Consider the following 16,698-nt stretch of genomic DNA (forward strand, 5'->3'; position numbering starts at 1 on the left):
AGCAATTTTTTCGTGGTAATTTGTACAATTCTGAATTATAATTTAAATATCAGCGTAAGGCTTCCGGTATTCCGGATACCAGGCAGCGCCCTGCGCACAGAAAAAACCGGTACCTTACTTCACGCCGGTGTTTCGTATGTAATAAAATGAATAAAAATAAAGGAATCAACGATCGTGAAAAGAAAAAATGACGGCTTCACATTAACCGAAATGATTGTCGTGCTGGTGATTATCGTAATCCTGATCGCATTGCTGGTGCCGACACTGACCGGATATATTGATAAGGCGGCCAAACGGGCCTGCGAGGCCAATAAAGCCAGCCTCCGCCGAGAACTTATTTTGGTGGAGATCGATGATAAGCTGGGCGGAAAACTGGATGTGACCGGTCTGCAGGAGCTTGCCCAAAAGTCCGATTACAAATGTGCCCAGGGCGGGGTCTACGAGGTAACCCGGGCTTCTGACGGCGACATCATGGTCACATGTAAAAAGCATGACGTTAACTATAACTTTAATATGTCCGGAGCCCTGGCTTATGCCATGGCCAACAATCCGGAGCTGGATGCATTGATCCAGTCTTACATCAAGGGCAATAAAAATATCGACTCTTCCTCCCAGACAGGAAAAGCGTATGAAAGTGTACTGGCGGCGCTGAAAAACCTGGGCTTTGATCCCGGGCTTCAAAATGTGGGCACCTGGTCTTTGCAGGCATACAGCACCGGATACCTGTTCTACTGGACAACCGAAGACATTTCCGCCAAAGCACCGGGGGATAAAGTAAAAGTCCTGCGTTACAACTCTCTTCGCCAGACCTATACGGCGGGCTATGTTACCATCGGGACGACCTCCATCTCAGCCAGCGATTCTTCCACCGGGACCGCCGTCACTTACAATATTCTCGGACGCGGCGATTCAAACTGGTCGGAATACACAGATATCAAACAGACCGATACGGATAAGAAAGATTATGACGCTATCTATAACGTTTTTAATCAGATGAATGAATGATTATCGAATTAATGATTACCAGGAGCCGCTAAAACCGGCTCCTTTTATCTTTCTGAATCTGTCTCAGAACAAACACCATGGTATACGCCGCCATGAATCCCGACACCGCCGGCGCGATCGCGCCGATCACCGCCAGGTTCTCGGGGCAGTAAGTATAAGCCAGCCAGATCAGCGGCATCCTAAGGGCCAGCGCTCCAAAACAACAGCTGACCATCGTAAACACGGTCTTTGATCTTCCGTTCATATACCCGTTCAGGCAGAATACAAAGGAAACCGCCAGATAATCATAACTGCAGGATCGGAAAAAAGGAATGCCCGCCTCAATGATTGCCGGGTCCGAGTTAAAGACCCCGATCATGGTCTGAGGGGATATCTGCGCCCACAGGAAAAAGAGCGAAGAAGCCAGGAACGCGAAGCCGATCCCCGCTGCCAGCGACTGTCCGGCCCGCTTTAATTTTCCGGCCCCGTAATTCTGGGCTGTGATCGCCGCCAGGGCGCTGGCCAGAGAGGTGGCCGGAAGCATGGCGAACACGTCATATTTACTGGCGATGCCCACTGCTGCCGCCGCGCTCACCCCCAGCCGGTTGGTGACCGAAGTCAGGTACAGAAACGACAGCCTCACCATACATTCCTGAAAAGAGATGGGAATTCCCACGACAGCCAGTTCCCTGGCCAGTTCCGGATAGATCTTAAAGTTCTTCAGCCGGAAGGTAAAGATAAACTTCCTGCGGTTCAGGTAAATGATCGAACAGACCATACTGACCGCCTGAGAGCCTACCGTGGCAAGAGCCGTCCCCGCCACCCCCATCCCCATATATTTAACAAACACCACATCCCCGATGATATTAAGCACGCAGGACAGGGCCGCGAAATACATCGGCCGTTTCGAGTCCCCATATCCCCTCAGAATCGCGCTGATGGCATTATATCCGCAGATGAAGAAAATACCGCAAAAACAGATAGTCACATACTGTTTTGCCATATCAAAGGAAGCGTCCGGCGTTTTCAGGGCCTCCAGAACCGGTACCCGAAGCAGCAGCATCACCAGGGTCAGAACCAGCGCTACGATGGCGAATACCGACAGCGTAGTCCCGATGGTGCGCTCCGTCCTTTTTTCATCCCTCATCCCGGTATATTTTCCCACCAGAATGGTTCCGCCCAGCGTCAGGCCTGACACCATACTGGTAATAATCTGCGTTACCTGCGTGCCCGTCGACACCGCAGCCACACTCTCCGGCGGACAGTACCAGCCGATCACCATCAGATCCACAGCCCCATACAGCGCCTGGATTACGTTTGCAATCAAAAATGGTACGGAAAACGACAGCAGTACCCGGAATACGTTCCCCTCCGTCAACAGATTCTCATTTTTCATTCTCTCCTGTGCCCTCCTTGCTGAATCTTTTATACCTTCTAAGGCAATTTTTTTATAACCGTATTTTTCTATAGCAGCACTTTTCTAAGGCAAAATTATTCTATGGCTGCATATTCTATGAAAAACAATAAACCCTCCAGCTGGTGGAGGGTCAATACCTTTTTAATTTCAGGTGATTTTAGTTCTTTCATTTCAGTTCTTTTCAGTTCTTTTCAGTTTTGATTTCCGTTCCGGATTTCAGTTCACGTTTTTCAATTCGCACCTTTCAATTCGCACCTTTCAATTTGCGCTTTTCAATTCGCAATTTTAAAATTCCCTCTTTCAGTTCACGCCCTTCAGTTCGCGCATCACAGCAGGGATATCTATTTTCTGAGGGCACCGGCCTGAACAGACCCCGCACTGTATGCAGTCATCTGCAGTTTTCGCATCGGGAAACGCGCCCACACGCCAGGTCTCTCCGCTTGTATTCCTTTCGTTATACTCCCGTATCAGCAGCGGGATATCAAGCCCGGCCGGACAGGTATCGCAGCAATAACGGCAGGAAGAACACGGAACCCCCAGATGGGACAGAAATACCTGTTTTGCTTTTTCCAACACGGCCTTTTCTTCCTGGCTGAGCGGGTTGCAGTATTCAAAGGTTTTCAGATTATCCTGCACCTGTTCCAGGGTGGACATACCGCTTAAAACCGTGTGCACATTGGGCAGGTCCTGCAGAAAACGGAACCCCCAGGAAGAGACCGACTGCCCGGGAACGGCTTCTTTCAGAATGGAGGCGGACTCCTTGTCTAATGTGGACAAACGGCCTCCCTTCATTGGTTCCATGACCCAGACAGGAATCCCGTGGTCCGTCAGTATCTCATATTGTTTCTTGGCCTGCAGCATGGTCCAGTCCACATAATTCATCTGAATAAGGGCCATGTCAAACCCATCGTACCAATCCAAAAACTGCTCTAAGGCTTCCGGGCCCATATGGGAAGAAAATCCAATATGGCGGATCCGGCCGGCCTTCTGCTGCTTCTTTAAATATCCGATATAATCCTTTTCCGGACTCATATAGGCGCTTAGATACTGTTCCTGTACGCCGTGCAGCAGATAAAAATCAAAATATTCCGTTTTACAGCGCCGAAGCTGTTCCTCGAACATTTCATCTATAGGCAGTCCCCGCGTCACATAGAACTTGCTGGCCAGGTTGTAGCTTTCCCGTGGGTATGCGGATAAAATGTCGCCGGCCGCGCGCTCCGACTCCCCGTTCAGATATGTATACGCGGTGTCAAAATAGTTTACGCCGTTTTGGATCGCCAGATCAATCAGCATTTGAGACTGCTCACGGTCAACGGAGTCGGGGTTTCCCTCCAAAGCCGGAAGACGGAGCAGGCCAAACCCAAGCGCGGAAATCTGTCTGCCGCAAACATTTTTATAATACATAAGTTAACCTCACTTCTTATCTGCGTAGTATGGTTCCAGAATTTGTTTCAGAACCGTCTTACAATAGCGTTCATTCCACGCCAGAAGATCAAACTCACCGTTGGTCAATATCCCATAAAACTGGGCGCCCCAAGTGGATAAGACAATATCTTCCGCCAGTGTGTCCAGACACACGTCGCTTCGCAATTCCCCGTTTTTCTGACAGCTTTCCAGACATTCCTTTACCTCTTTAATCGTGATATTCACTTTGTTTGAGGGGTCATGCAGCGTCGTGGGGTTGCTTAAGTGATATATGAACCACTGGCGGGCAAAATTAACGCCATAAACGTTCACTGTGTAGTCCGTACTATTACAGAAATAGAAAGTCAGCATATCCAGTATGCCCTTCCCATGCATCTTGCGTACATTTTCAAGATTCCGGTCATATAGATCCCGCTCTACCGCTATAATCAGGTCCTCTTTAGATTTGAAATAGTGATAGAAATTTCCGGCCGACATGCCGCTGGCTTTGGTGATATCGGAGATGGATATATGATCATACCCCTTTTCCGATATCAGCTTCTGCGCGGCGGTAAGCAGCTTTTCTTTCGCGATAGCAGCCTGTTCCTTGCGTTTCACAGTTTATCCTCCTGACATTCATTGAATTTGATTTACTATATTGCATATTATCTACTGTTTCTTTCAATAAATCAACAGTTGGTTATTGAAATTTTTTCAAAATTAGTGCATCATAAACATAATTACTAAATTTGATTCATTAAATTTAGTTCATCACACTAAGGGGGATAAAACGATTACATGAAACATAACAGTTTGTACAAAGCAGTATTTATTCCATCGGTTTTGATTTTGATCGCAGCCATTCTCTGCATGATTATCATTCCGGAAGCTACCGCGTCGGCAGTCAATTTAATTTTTACTTTTCTGACTTATCAATTTGGCTGGTTATACCTTCTGATTTTTGTTGTCTGCAGTATCACCGCCGTATGGATCGGTACTTCCCGGTTCGGCAGAATCCGTCTGGGGGATGAAAAAAAGGAATATTCCGAAGCCAGCTGGGCCGCTATGATGTTTACTGCCGGTCTCGGTGTCGGCCTGATCGTACAGTCTTTTGTGGAACCTTTATATTTTCTTTCGGCACCTCCTTTTCACGTGGAAGCCATGAGCGACAAAGCCTATGAATTCGCCCATATGTACAGTCAATTCCTGTGGGGGCCTATGGGGTGGGCCTGTTATGTCCCGGCGACGATCGCGGTGGCCTGGACCCTGTTTATCAAAAAGAAACCTTCCCTGCGGCTCAGCACATCCTGTGAACCGGTATTTGGGAAGCATACCAACGGATTTCTCGGCAAACTGGTCGATACCATTGTGGTCGTCGGTATGGTGGGCGGCAACGCAACTTCCCTGGGGCTTGGGGTACCCATTGTGGCGACCATCATCTGCCAGCTGACCGGAATCAAGCTTAATATCTGGCTCACGGCAGGTATCCTGCTGGCATGGTTTGTCGTATTTGGTTCCGCCACCTTTATGGGTATGGATAAAGGTATTAAAAAGCTGAGCTCTTTTAACATGTACACGCTATTTGCGTTTATAGCAGTCATTTTGCTGGTTAGTCCGGTTCTGGATATTTTGAATCTGGAACTGAATTCCATCGGTTTGATGTTCGATAATCTGGGGATGCTGCTCCTGGGTACTGATCCCATTACGCAAAGCGGGTTCCCTCAAAACTGGACCGTGTTCTATTGGGCCTGGATGCTCACTTTTATTCCGGTAATGGCCTTATTTACCGCGCGGATTTCCCGGGGACGCACCATCCGTCAGGTCGTCTTCGGTGAAGCCATTTGGGGCGGCGTCGGCTGTATGTCCGCGTTTGCGCTTTTTGGCGGTTACTCGCTGTTTTTACAGCGCAGCGGAAAAGTTGACCTTGTGGGTATCTTAGCGGAGGGAGGCCGGGAAAAAGCCATCGTTGCCATTTTGGAAACGCTCCCGATGGCCAATATCATGATGATTGTGTATGTGGTGCTATTGTTCCTTTTCCTTGCCACCACCATCGACTCCACCAGTATGATGTTGGCGTCCGTCTGCACCAAAAATCTGCCCAGCACGGAGGAACCGGCCCGCTGGCACCGCGTACTCTGGTCTCTGATTTTGATGCTGATGGCCTTTGGACTTTCAGTGGTGGGAGGACTTCAGGTTATCCAGACGGCGTCGCTGGTTGTAGGCGCGCCCTTGATCGCAGTCGCGGTTATCGCCATTATCGCCGTGAAAAAACAGTTTAAAACATATGAACTGGAACATAAGAAACCCGACTCGTTCAAATAATTTTGAAATGACACTTGAAACAATATTTCCGTAAGGGACTGTCCCAAAAGTACGATATGGCTGCTGCCTGGAGCCTGTGCCGTACATTTGGGGCAGTTTTTTGTATATTTTTACATTATTTTGCTTGAATATCCTAAAATAGTTGACAAAAACACAAAAAACGAGTATTTTTTAATTATTATAAATCTAATTTAATGAATCGCATTTAATATAACTCGAATGCGATGATCCGCAGCCGCTGTGCAGGAGGAACAGATCTGAGCTGCAATGATAAACAAATTATGAAGGGGTGATTCAAAATGGGAAACAAATCTGCATTAAAAGGTAAACTTTTGCCATTAAGTTTCATGGCGGCAAGTTGCGGCATGTATAACATCTTGTATTTATGTGTCATTTTCTATGTGCCTTTCCAATCTGCCTTTGGTTATACCAATGAACAAATGGGTGGTCTGCTGGCGGCGTATGCTTTGATCGGCACTCCTCTGCTTTTCTTCGGCGGGTTACTAAGCGACCTGATCAATCCGAAAGTATTGCTGTCCGCTTCCTGTATTGTTACGGGATTGTGCGGTTTTTCGTTATTAACATTTCCAAGTTACAATGTAGCGGCGGTCATCTTCGCTATATTGGCATTTCCCATTAGTATGCACTGGAGTTCTTATACGAAGTGTATCGCTATGTTGGGAACCAACGAGGAGCAGGGACGTTTGTTCGGTACGTCAAATACCATCGACGGAATTATGACTACGGTCCTCACGCTTGGTTTGACGGCGATTCTTGGCAACAGCATCGGTACAAAAGCCGGTTTCAGCGTAGTCATTGTTGTCCTGTCTTCTGTTTATTTCCTTACCGGTATCGGCTTGATTTTCTTTTATGATTATAAGAAATACGCGGCCCTTAATCCTCAGGCTGTAAAGGCAAAGAATGAAAAATTCACACTGAAGTCGATCATTGATTGTTTCAAAGAGCCCATCACCTGGCTCGCCGCCTGTATGGTAATGGGTTCCTATATGGCTTCCAGCTGTTTAACCTATTTAAGCCCGTATCTGAATAGTGTTTATGTGCTGCCTGTAGCGCTGGCCTCCGCTTTCGGAGTCATTACCCGTTATGGTGTTAAGGTCGTTGCCGCTCCTCTCGGCGGTACCTTGCGTGATAAGGCCCTGGGCGGTTCCACACCTAAACTGGTATGGGTGGCTACCGCAGGTATGGCAGTTTTTACCGCGGTTCTCGTTTTTGTCCTGCCTAAGAGCGACGCGTGGGTCGTACCCGCCGTGATCACAGCCCTGCTGATTATTTTCGCTTTCCGTTTGAACAACAGCTCGGAATCCACCGTATATTACGGCCTTAAGCGTACTCCGATGCACTTGATAGGGACCATTATCGGTCTGGCCTGCGTTATTGGTTACAGCTCCGATTTGTGGCTGCCCAGAGTTATCGGCGGACTGCTTGACCGAAAAGGGAATGACGGTTACATATACGTATTCTTAATCATGGTTGGCGCGATGGTTCTTGCCTCCGCAGCCGGTTTCATCATGTACCGCATGGCTAAAAAAGAGGCGGCAGCGGAAGCTGAGACTGCGTAACTTTTAACAACCCTATTTTTAAGGAGGAAAAAAATATGAGTGTTGTAGCTATCCGTAATTGTAACTTTATCAAAGAATTGACGGAAGGAACTGATTTATCGACCGGCGACCTTCTGTTTAAAGATGGTGTAATTGCAGAGATTGCTCCCTGCGGCACAGCTTTTGAAGGTGTCGAGGAAGAAATAGACGCGAATGGAATGACCGCTATGCCCGGATTGATCGACGCGCATATTCATTTGACATCGATCCGTGATATCATCGCGGAGGGGTGCTTTGTCAGTGACTGTACCCGCGCGTTTGAATCCTTGAATTACGCGCAGACATTACTTGGTCTCGGTTATACGACCTTGCGTGATTGCGGCGAGGATAAGGCCTATTCGGTTGTGGCTACCCGTGACGCGATCAATGCCGGAATGTTCGTAGGCCCCAGAATTCTGTGCAGCGGCATTACCATGTGCCCTACAGAAGCAGGCAGCCTCCCGGAACAGGATTTCGGCTACATGATGCCGTATAATGTGGACGGTCCCCTTGAGATGCGTAAATACTGCCGTACAAACTTTGCCCATGGCGTTGATTTTATTAAATTATACGGAAGCGGCTCTATGATGGGCGCGGGCAGCAATCCCGGACTTCCGTTATTTGAAGATGATGAGATTATCGCTGCAGCCAGTGTTGCAAAACAAAAAGAATCCTATTGCGCGATCCACTGCCATGGCACGGATGCGATCTATCAGGCGGTCCGGCTTGGCGTTGAGACCATTGAGCACGCCAGTTTCATTGATGACCGGGCGCTTGACATCCTGGCTTCCAAACCGAACTGCGGTATCGTACCGACCCTTTCCATTACCGTTGATTTGATCGAACATACCGATCCCAATTCCGATTATGGCAAACGTGTCATAGCGAAGGTATCCGGCCTGATCGGTAAGATCAAAGAACATCTCGGCCATGCGTATGAGCGCGGCGATGTCCTGATCGGATGGGGCACCGATGTCGGCATTAACTCTTACCTGCGTGAGCCGGGCGCGGAATTCCGCATCCGTAAAGAAGTATACGGCTGGGACAATGTGGAACTTCTCAAGCAGGCAACGATCAACAGCGCTAAGCTTTGCCGGATCGATGATGTCACCGGCAGCATCAAGGTTGGCAAGTGCGCCGATGTAATTCTGGTTGACGGAAATCCCGCTGAGGATCTGAGCATCATGTATGGCGGCGGCGCGAAGCATGTATTCCGCGCAGGCGTACAGTACAAATAAGTTCCGGTACAAATAAATTCCTTAACATTTAGGGAATAACTTTGAACGTAACCGAAATCATTAACTTTAGACTTTAAGAAGACAGGCGGCAGGAAATCAGATTCCTGCCGCCTGTCTTAGCTAAGCTGTCAGGTACTTCCTCGGGTTTGGGTATGCCCGCTGCTTAAGGCAGGAATGCGTATCGGTGTCCCGGGATGCTCCGGACAGCCGGATTCATTTGTGTCTCCTGGGGACCGCATAGGGCGGCTGAGCTCCCGCTTAGTGGAACCGGAAAGCCGGGTTCAGGATGCCCGGCGGACTTCACGTCCGACGGTCAAGAGCCTCTGAACCGGGAACACATCACGTGTTCCTGGTTCAGAGGCTCGGTTCCTGAACCCGGCTTTTCGATTCCACTTAGCGGGTGCCAGCGCAAGCCCTCCGCGCTCCCCGGGAGACACAAATGAATCCGGCTGTCCGGAGCATCCCGGGACACCGATACGCATTCCTGCCTTAAGCAGCGGGCATACCCAAACCCGAGGAAGTACCAGCTGTCAGGGATGCAGCCTTACGACCGCGTCCGCCGGACACTTCTCTGCGCAAAGTCCGCACTGGAGGCAGTGTTCTTCCTCGATAACATATGTACTGCCCTCCCGGACCGCTTTCTGCGGACACACCCGGGCGCAAATTCCACAGCCTGTACATTTATCACTGATCCGGAAGCCATTGCGCTCAACCTCTTCTCCTCCATAGGCAAAACTCTCCCGGGAGATGGGATAATTCAGGAGATCAAACCATTCCCCATGTCCCTCATAGATGTGGAACGCGTCCAGAATGTACCTGCTCTTACCCGGATATACCTCGTTCATACCGGGATTTTCCTCAAATACACGGTCTACCCATTCTTTTCCCACGATCCTGCATTTTCCCAGGAACTTAAGGGACTGGCAGTCCGGGCACATGGCGGACAGCGCCACCTCTCCCCGCTTTACCAGCTGTTTATAAAAGGGCTTTCCCTTGGAAGTAACGATGTACATTCCGTCATCCGTGGCAATCATGACATTGATGATCCGGGTTTGGGGATGCCCTCCTTCGTCTACCGTGGCGGCAGATGCTATCTTTACTTTTCGGAACATATCCACATATTTTTTTGCCTTAGCGTTCATTATCCACATTTCCTCCCTGTTCCTTTTTCTTTTATAATAAACCGGATGACGTGGGGACGCCAGTATGCACTTTTTTGTAACTTAGGGGGGCTGGCGGATACTATTGGGATCTTTCTTATTTAACATGACACTGCATTCTTTGCGATAAAAGCAAATTCCATATTCTTTGATTCTCCGATACCCTTCCAGCCTTTTGTTAACTGCTTTAACTATCCTATGAAGAAGCGTCGTTATCGTTGAGATGCTCGACTCCCTGTGCCCGAATGTGTTGCTCGATAACCGTAACCCTCAGATGTTCAGGCTGCGTGATTATGGCGTTGAGCAGCTGACATCCACAAGAATACTTTAGGTTAACGAACAGGGTGTCATCGCAGAAGGGCCCTACGGCAAGAAACGTTAGAAGCTGACATTCGTTCTGTTTCATAGGGCATGACATTCACCTCATCTTTCATAATTGTTCTTGTTATGCGCTGAATATTCACTCATGTCAAGTGAACAAAGTGAATAAAGTGAATTTTGATTGTAGGATATTTCCATGTATCCGGATCTGTCTGTGGAACAGCTCCGCCGCTTTTACCCGGGCAAATAAGTTATCACCGATGCCGGACCGGACTGTTATTTCTCGAATGAAGAAAGGAACAAAGTCATATCCAATCCAATCTGATCAATCCGGACAGAGTGATATAAGCAGCACTAAAAAGCAGGAAGACCCTATGGAATGAGCATATTCTAAAAGCTCTAATTTCCATAGGATCTTAATATTCTTTGTAAGGAACTTATAAATCAATACTAACCTACAGCCCCTTCTTTTAAGCTTGTTCCTTTATCTCACTCAAACCGTCACAGACCTGATCTTCTCAATCTGCATCCCGTAACCAGGGATTTTAATATCCCTCCGAGCTTCCTCTTCCATCCCATAACTCTCATCCAGTTCAACGATAGCCTCAGACCCGCCATGGTTCAGGAAAATCCCATACAGTCCCTGATCCCCCCGCTTCGGAATATATTCCACATCCTGCGGTAACCTCCGTGGAGTAACCCCTGCTATCCGCAGAATCACTTTGAGGATCTCGGAATAACTCTCCATGTCACAGCCGACATAGATCACATTGCCCTCGCCCAAACGGTTCCAGGTCACCGCTGTTTTGCCCTCAAAATATCCGGCTCCATACGTACACAGGCTCTCCGCCAGTTCCGGCTCCAATACCTCGCACCGCATCCCGGCTCTTCCCACTTCACCTGAGCGCCTCTGTTCCGTCTGGTTATCGTCTGTGGCTTCCCATACCCGTTCCTCTTCTCTTAGAAGAATCGGAACGCTTTCCCCACATAGGGTGTCAAACTCCTGCACCTGCACGGAGGCCATCTCCCGGAACACCCCCGGCAGAGTCTGATCCGTAATCCGGTTCTCCCCGGTTCTCTCCCCGCACAGCATGGTCAGGACCAGCGTACCGCCTTTTTTCGCATACGCTTCACATTTCCCGCTGAATTCCTCCGAAGCCAGGCTCAGATACGGCGCCACAACCACCGGATACTCAGAAAATGGGGCCGACGCATCCGACACCGCGGCCGCGATGCCATTTCGCCCTAATCCCTCATACCAGGCGGTCACCTGTTCCCGATAATCAAAGGATTCCTGATGTCTCTGGAACTCATGGATAAATTTGTTGTCATAGTCATAGAGGACCAGCGCTTCATACGCCGTCTCCATCTGAAAAATCCGCTCCTGCTCATGAAGTTCCCGGACCGTCTCCTGAATCTCCCGGTACCGCCGTCTGGGCACCCCGTCATGATCCAATATCCCATACCAGTACTGTTCCGCGCCGAACAGGCAGCTCCGCCAACGGAAATAAAACAGATTCGCAGCTCCATGGGCCGCTCCGCACAGGCTCCACAGCCGAAGCTGTCCCGGGGCCGGCGTATTTCCCAGTATATTCCACCCGCAAGGGCCGCTCTGCTGTTCCAATATCCAGAACGGTTTGCGCTTATATCCTCTGGTCAGTTCATAATAAAACCCGATCTTAGCCATGGAATTACAGTCCCACTCCGAACGGGGATAGGCGTCATACCCGGCGTAATCCAGCATTTCGGCCAGCTTATAATTGTCGCAATATTCCGATACGATATTGTGGACGACAGGCACATCCGTACAGGCCCGAAGCGTATCACACTCCATCCGGGCATAACCGATCAGGGAATCCGATGAAAACCTGGCGTAATCCAACAATAATCCCGGATTATGCGTATGCCGGCTGTAGGAGTCCGTCACCGTCCTGGCCGGCAGCACGATCTGATCCCAGTCCGTATAGGTCTGGCTCCAGAAAACCGTCCCCCAGCTTTGGTTCAGGTGCTCAAGCTCCCCATATTTATCCTTAAGCCACAGGACAAACGCATCCCGGCAGTTCCCGCAGTAACAGCGCACCTCATCCTCGCAGCCCAGTTCATTGTCGATCTGCCAGCCACATACCAGAGGATTTCCCCGGAAATGCTCTGCCATCACCTGAATCATCCTGCGGGAATACTCCCGGTACTCAGGATGGTTATAACAATAATGCCTGCGGCTTCCGAACCCCAGCACATGTCCGTCCCGGTCCACCCGGTACAGATCCGGCAGCTGTTCGCACACCCAGCGGGGCGGGGTGGCGGTAGGGGTGCACAGGACCGTTTTGATCCCGTGCTTTCCCAATACCTCCATCGCCTCCTCATACAGGCTGAAATCATATTTCCCCGGAGCGGGCTCCATCACAGACCAGCCGAACTCTCCCATCCGCACAGCCTGAATGCCCAGTTCCTCCATTAGCCCGGCGTCAGTCTCCCAGCGTTCCCGGGGCCAATGTTCCGGATAATAAGCAGTCCCGACCACCATCATACAGCCTCTTTCCTCTTTCGAAAGGTCAACTTGTCTTTATTGATACTGACAGCCATGAACAGGATCATAAACAATCCGGTCACCACCTGCTGCAGCGTCCCCGGCAGACCCATAGCGATCAGGCCTGAGTTAATCATAGTCATACTGAACACACCCAGAAACACGCCCAGCATAATATCACAATAACGCTCCAGATACTGCCCGATAAACACGCCCATAAACGGAGGGAACACCATAGACATCGTATCCATCCCGCCCTTAGGGGCGATCGCCCCGCCATAACTGACCTGAAGAATACTGGCGATACCCACGAAAATCCCGCAGATCACAAAGCACAGAAACCTGACATTCATCGTCTTAATCCCGATACTTTTCGCTATCATTTCCCCGTTTCCAACCGCCCGCACATTATATCCGAATTTTGTGTGATGATACAATACATAGGCCAGCAGATACGCCAGAATCCCCACGCCGAAGATATACGGCGACTTTCCGAGGAATCCGATGGCAGGCGGAATCGTTATGCTGGCACCCCCGTTAAACAGGGTGCCTGCGGACTCATACACCAGCATCAGGCCGATGGTCACGATAATCGACGGAATCTTAAACACAGAATAGATCGTTCCCGTCAACGTCCCAAGCAGCACCGAAACCAGAACCGTAACCACGATCAGGCCCGCGATTCCGAAATACTGGGCCGCGAACGCCCCCAGCAGCCCGGCCAGAACCAGCTGGGACCCGGAACTGAAATCCCACGTATCGATAACCAGATTATAACAAAGCCCAAACCCGATCACAGAGTTGATAATCGACTGCTGTAACATAATCATAATTCCGGTCGGTGTTCCAAACCGGTCAGGCTGGCACACGAAGAATATGAGAAATACAATCAATGGCATAGCAATTGGAACGATCAAATTTTGCAGTTTAAATTTCTTCTTCATACGATCACTCCCCATCCGCGGCCCTATTCCGCATCACTCTCAGCCCCGGCATCCGCCTGGCCTCCGGCATCAGTACCTGACTGACCGCCGCCGTCTGCATCCGCCTGGTTCTGTGCGCTATGTCTGGCCACCACGTCATCCACGCTGTAACTTCCTGCGATCCCCTTTAACTTATCGATCGTCATATCCGGATTAAAATACTTCACCATATCCCGGATCTCCTCTTCATTATAAGGAAAGCTCTCGCCCTCCACATATTGATAATAATTCACCGCATCTTCCGGGGAAGTCAGATTCACAAAATTCAGGTTCATCGTCTCGCATTGATCCGACAGAGGCGTTCCCGCCAGCTTATTCACCATCAGCATATAAGAGAACAGAGGATCCACAAAATGTCCGCCCGAGATCGCATCAATCGCCCCGTCTTCCAGATACTTATCCAAGTCCGAGATAAAGTCCACACAGGCCACCTTCACCTCGCCCGTCTTATTATGCAGGGCCAATGCCTGAATCACGCCCTCCAGAATCGTATTACTGCCTCCGGTAATAAAAATCCCGTCCAGTTCCGGAAATGATGCCAGAAAATTCTCCACCGCCTTCGTCGTCTCCGCCGCCGTCAACGTATTATTCCGAACCTCGCTGATCCGGTTCATCCCAAGCTCCTGGCACGCCTTATCAAAACCTCTGTCCCTGGCATCCGCCGTCGTATCCCCTTTTTCCATCGTAATAACGCCGATATTACGGCTTCCCTTATCATACAGCGTCTTCCCCATCCGGTACCCGATCTCTTCCTCATCCTCACAGGTATTCCCCAGATAAAATTCGCTGCTCTCCACGATCTCCTTCACCTCCGGATCCGCGATACTCCTCCAGATCAGAGTAAAATACACCTCATTCTCCTCGCAGATCCTGGCGATCTTAGGCAAAATATCATCACTATAATTACAGATAGCCACCGCGTCACACCCCGCCGCGATCAAATTCTCCGTAGCCGTAATCTGCGTCTCCGGCGACGAAATATCCGTATTATAAACCATCTCGCATCCCAGCACATCCGACGCATAATTCAGCATATCCGCGCTGGCCTTCCCCAGATCATCCACGGTAGACCAGATCACCACGCCAATCTTAAACTTCTCCGGAAGCTTCCCATCCTCCGAAGCCGCCTGCACGCTCTGCCCATCCGAATTCGCTTCCTTCTCCGCACTCTTACCGGAGCACCCCGCCAACCCCATCGTAAACGCAAGAACCAAAACCATCAAAACCGCCGCTAACCTTTTCCTCTTCATACCGCTACCTTCCCTTCTCTAAGAATCATCATCCACATAAAATAAGCACTATCCATATACAATTAGTAAAACAACCTCTAAGTCAAAGCTCTACCAGTTCCAATCCTCATCTTTCCTCCAAACACCATTTCTTAATCTAGAGCCTCTTCATTGGAATCCCTCTTATCAATTTTAGTCCCTTCACAATATACCCCACCATTTAAAACCAGTCACACATCCACAGCCTGGCACCGCCTGCACCAGTGTAGGTGGGAAACAGCGCGGGAGGCGGGGAGCCTGGCCGTCTGTGGGGAAAAACATTGAGGAGCGGGCTTAGAGCTATGGGCGGGGCAGGGAAAGAATTCCCGTTTTTCGGAGCATGTCCGAGCGACAGCGAGTTTGCGGAGAAAAATGTAATAAGGGATTCTTTCCCTGCCCCGCCCATAGCTCTTAGTCCGCTCCGAAGTTTTTCCCCACAGACGGCCAGGCTCCCCGCCTCCCGCGCTGTTTCCCACCGGCCCCTCCCCCCAGGCCCAGGCTTTTACTTGATAACCTGCGCGTTCCGCTTATCGAATGTGAGCCATACGGCCACCAGGAACACCACGCCCTTGATCCCCTGCTGAAGCTTCTCATTAATATTCCAGAACACCAGCCCGTTGGCCAGCACCGCCAGGATCAGACTTCCGATCACCGCACATCGGATCTTGGAGGAAGCACCCCCTGACAGGGGCATTCCGCCCAGCACCAGCGCGATCAGCACGTCCGTCTCGAACAGGTTCCCCGTATTCGTAGCCGCGGACCCGGCCCGGACCATGTTAAAGAAACCGCACAGCCCGCACATGGTGGCCGACAGCGCGTAGCCGAATATCCTCATCTTGTTCACCGGAACCCCGGACTGGAACGCCGCTTCCGCACCGGAGCCCACCGCCTTACAGAATTTTCCCACCTTCGTGTAATTGAAGGCGAAGCAGGCGATTGCGATCACACCCAGTACTACGACTAATTTTAACCCGGAATTATCATAAATGTACATGGAAAACGGCACGCTGACCGATCCGCCTCCCGAGATAAAAATCGTAAGTCCCCTTAAAACCAGCAGGGTGCTTAAGGTTACCACAAACGACGGAATATGGAATTTTACATACAAAAGACCGTTGATCATGCCAAATACCAGCCCCACCACCAGAGCCACCGGCAGCGCCAGGACCGGCATTACCTGAGCCGTCCACGCGGCGCAGACCGCCGTGATCCCGACCATGGAACCCATGGAAAAGTCCACGTCCCCCTGCGCCACAATGAAGGAGCAGGATACGGTTCCGATCACCAGCGCAAAAGACTGGTTCAGAATCAATTTCATATTTTTAATAGACAATAAGGTACCTTCGCTGATGATCTGAAAAAACAGAACAATCAGGATCAGCCCGATAAACGGAATGAAGTCCCTTATATTGATCCGGTCCGTAAGCTTTTTCTTTGGCTTCACCAGGACCGGTGCTTTTACCTGAGCCACTTTCC

The 16,698-nt window shown here is 50.0% G+C and carries 12 protein-coding genes; 4 read left to right on the plus strand and 8 right to left on the minus strand.

The genetic code is table 11. The features are described from left to right. Nucleotides 1–174: 174 nt before the first annotated feature. The gene (locus KTH89_RS10960) at nt 175–1,005 is read left to right on the plus strand and encodes a prepilin-type N-terminal cleavage/methylation domain-containing protein (RefSeq protein WP_238721696.1); all 831 of its coding nucleotides are present in this window, start codon (nt 175–177) and stop codon (nt 1,003–1,005) included. A gap of 28 nt (nt 1,006–1,033) precedes the next feature. On the opposite strand, the gene KTH89_RS10965 is transcribed toward KTH89_RS10960, so the two are convergent. From KTH89_RS10965 to KTH89_RS10975, 3 genes are all read right to left on the minus strand, one after another. Continuing rightward, nucleotides 1,034–2,380, minus strand: coding sequence for an MATE family efflux transporter (locus tag KTH89_RS10965; protein WP_238721698.1), 1,347 nt, complete (start codon nt 2,378–2,380; stop codon nt 1,034–1,036). Between the two features lie 321 nt (nt 2,381–2,701). After that, on the minus strand, nt 2,702–3,805 hold the full coding sequence (locus KTH89_RS10970; RefSeq protein WP_238721700.1) for an aldo/keto reductase: 1,104 nt from the start codon (nt 3,803–3,805) through the stop codon (nt 2,702–2,704). Nucleotides 3,806–3,814: 9 nt separating this feature from the next. Next, on the minus strand, nt 3,815–4,423 hold the full coding sequence (locus tag KTH89_RS10975; protein WP_158342380.1) for a TetR/AcrR family transcriptional regulator: 609 nt from the start codon (nt 4,421–4,423) through the stop codon (nt 3,815–3,817). A gap of 180 nt (nt 4,424–4,603) precedes the next feature. On the opposite strand from KTH89_RS10975, the gene KTH89_RS10980 reads away from it, so the two are divergent. From KTH89_RS10980 to KTH89_RS10990, 3 genes are all read left to right on the plus strand, one after another. Further along, nucleotides 4,604–6,127, plus strand: coding sequence for a BCCT family transporter (locus tag KTH89_RS10980; protein WP_238721702.1), 1,524 nt, complete (start codon nt 4,604–4,606; stop codon nt 6,125–6,127). Nucleotides 6,128–6,492: 365 nt separating this feature from the next. Further along, nucleotides 6,493–7,707 (plus strand): MFS transporter, encoded by a 1,215-nt coding sequence (locus tag KTH89_RS10985; protein WP_238721704.1) that lies wholly within the window; start codon nt 6,493–6,495, stop codon nt 7,705–7,707. Between the two features lie 35 nt (nt 7,708–7,742). Then, entirely contained in the window at nt 7,743–8,963 is a 1,221-nt protein-coding gene (locus tag KTH89_RS10990) for an amidohydrolase family protein (RefSeq protein WP_158342377.1), read from the plus strand. Between the two features lie 530 nt (nt 8,964–9,493). On the opposite strand, the gene KTH89_RS10995 is transcribed toward KTH89_RS10990, so the two are convergent. From KTH89_RS10995 to KTH89_RS11015, 5 genes are all read right to left on the minus strand, one after another. Next, the gene (locus tag KTH89_RS10995; RefSeq protein ID WP_238721706.1) at nt 9,494–10,105 is read right to left on the minus strand and encodes a 4Fe-4S binding protein; all 612 of its coding nucleotides are present in this window, start codon (nt 10,103–10,105) and stop codon (nt 9,494–9,496) included. 832 nt (nt 10,106–10,937) lie between these two features. Further along, the gene (locus tag KTH89_RS11000) at nt 10,938–12,971 is read right to left on the minus strand and encodes a beta-galactosidase (protein WP_238721709.1); all 2,034 of its coding nucleotides are present in this window, start codon (nt 12,969–12,971) and stop codon (nt 10,938–10,940) included. Next, entirely contained in the window at nt 12,968–13,915 is a 948-nt protein-coding gene (locus tag KTH89_RS11005; protein ID WP_238721711.1) for an ABC transporter permease, read from the minus strand. Before KTH89_RS11005 ends, KTH89_RS11000 begins: the two co-directional genes overlap by 4 nt. Before the next feature lie 23 nt (nt 13,916–13,938). Continuing rightward, on the minus strand, nt 13,939–15,204 hold the full coding sequence (locus KTH89_RS11010) for a sugar ABC transporter substrate-binding protein (protein WP_238721713.1): 1,266 nt from the start codon (nt 15,202–15,204) through the stop codon (nt 13,939–13,941). Between the two features lie 520 nt (nt 15,205–15,724). Next, nucleotides 15,725–16,693 (minus strand): ABC transporter permease, encoded by a 969-nt coding sequence (locus KTH89_RS11015; protein WP_158342373.1) that lies wholly within the window; start codon nt 16,691–16,693, stop codon nt 15,725–15,727. Nucleotides 16,694–16,698 lie beyond the last annotated feature (5 nt).

Origin of the sequence: Diplocloster agilis, from assembly GCF_019042275.1 — a bacterium.
Classification (GTDB): Bacteria; Bacillota; Clostridia; order Lachnospirales; family Lachnospiraceae; genus Diplocloster; species Diplocloster agilis.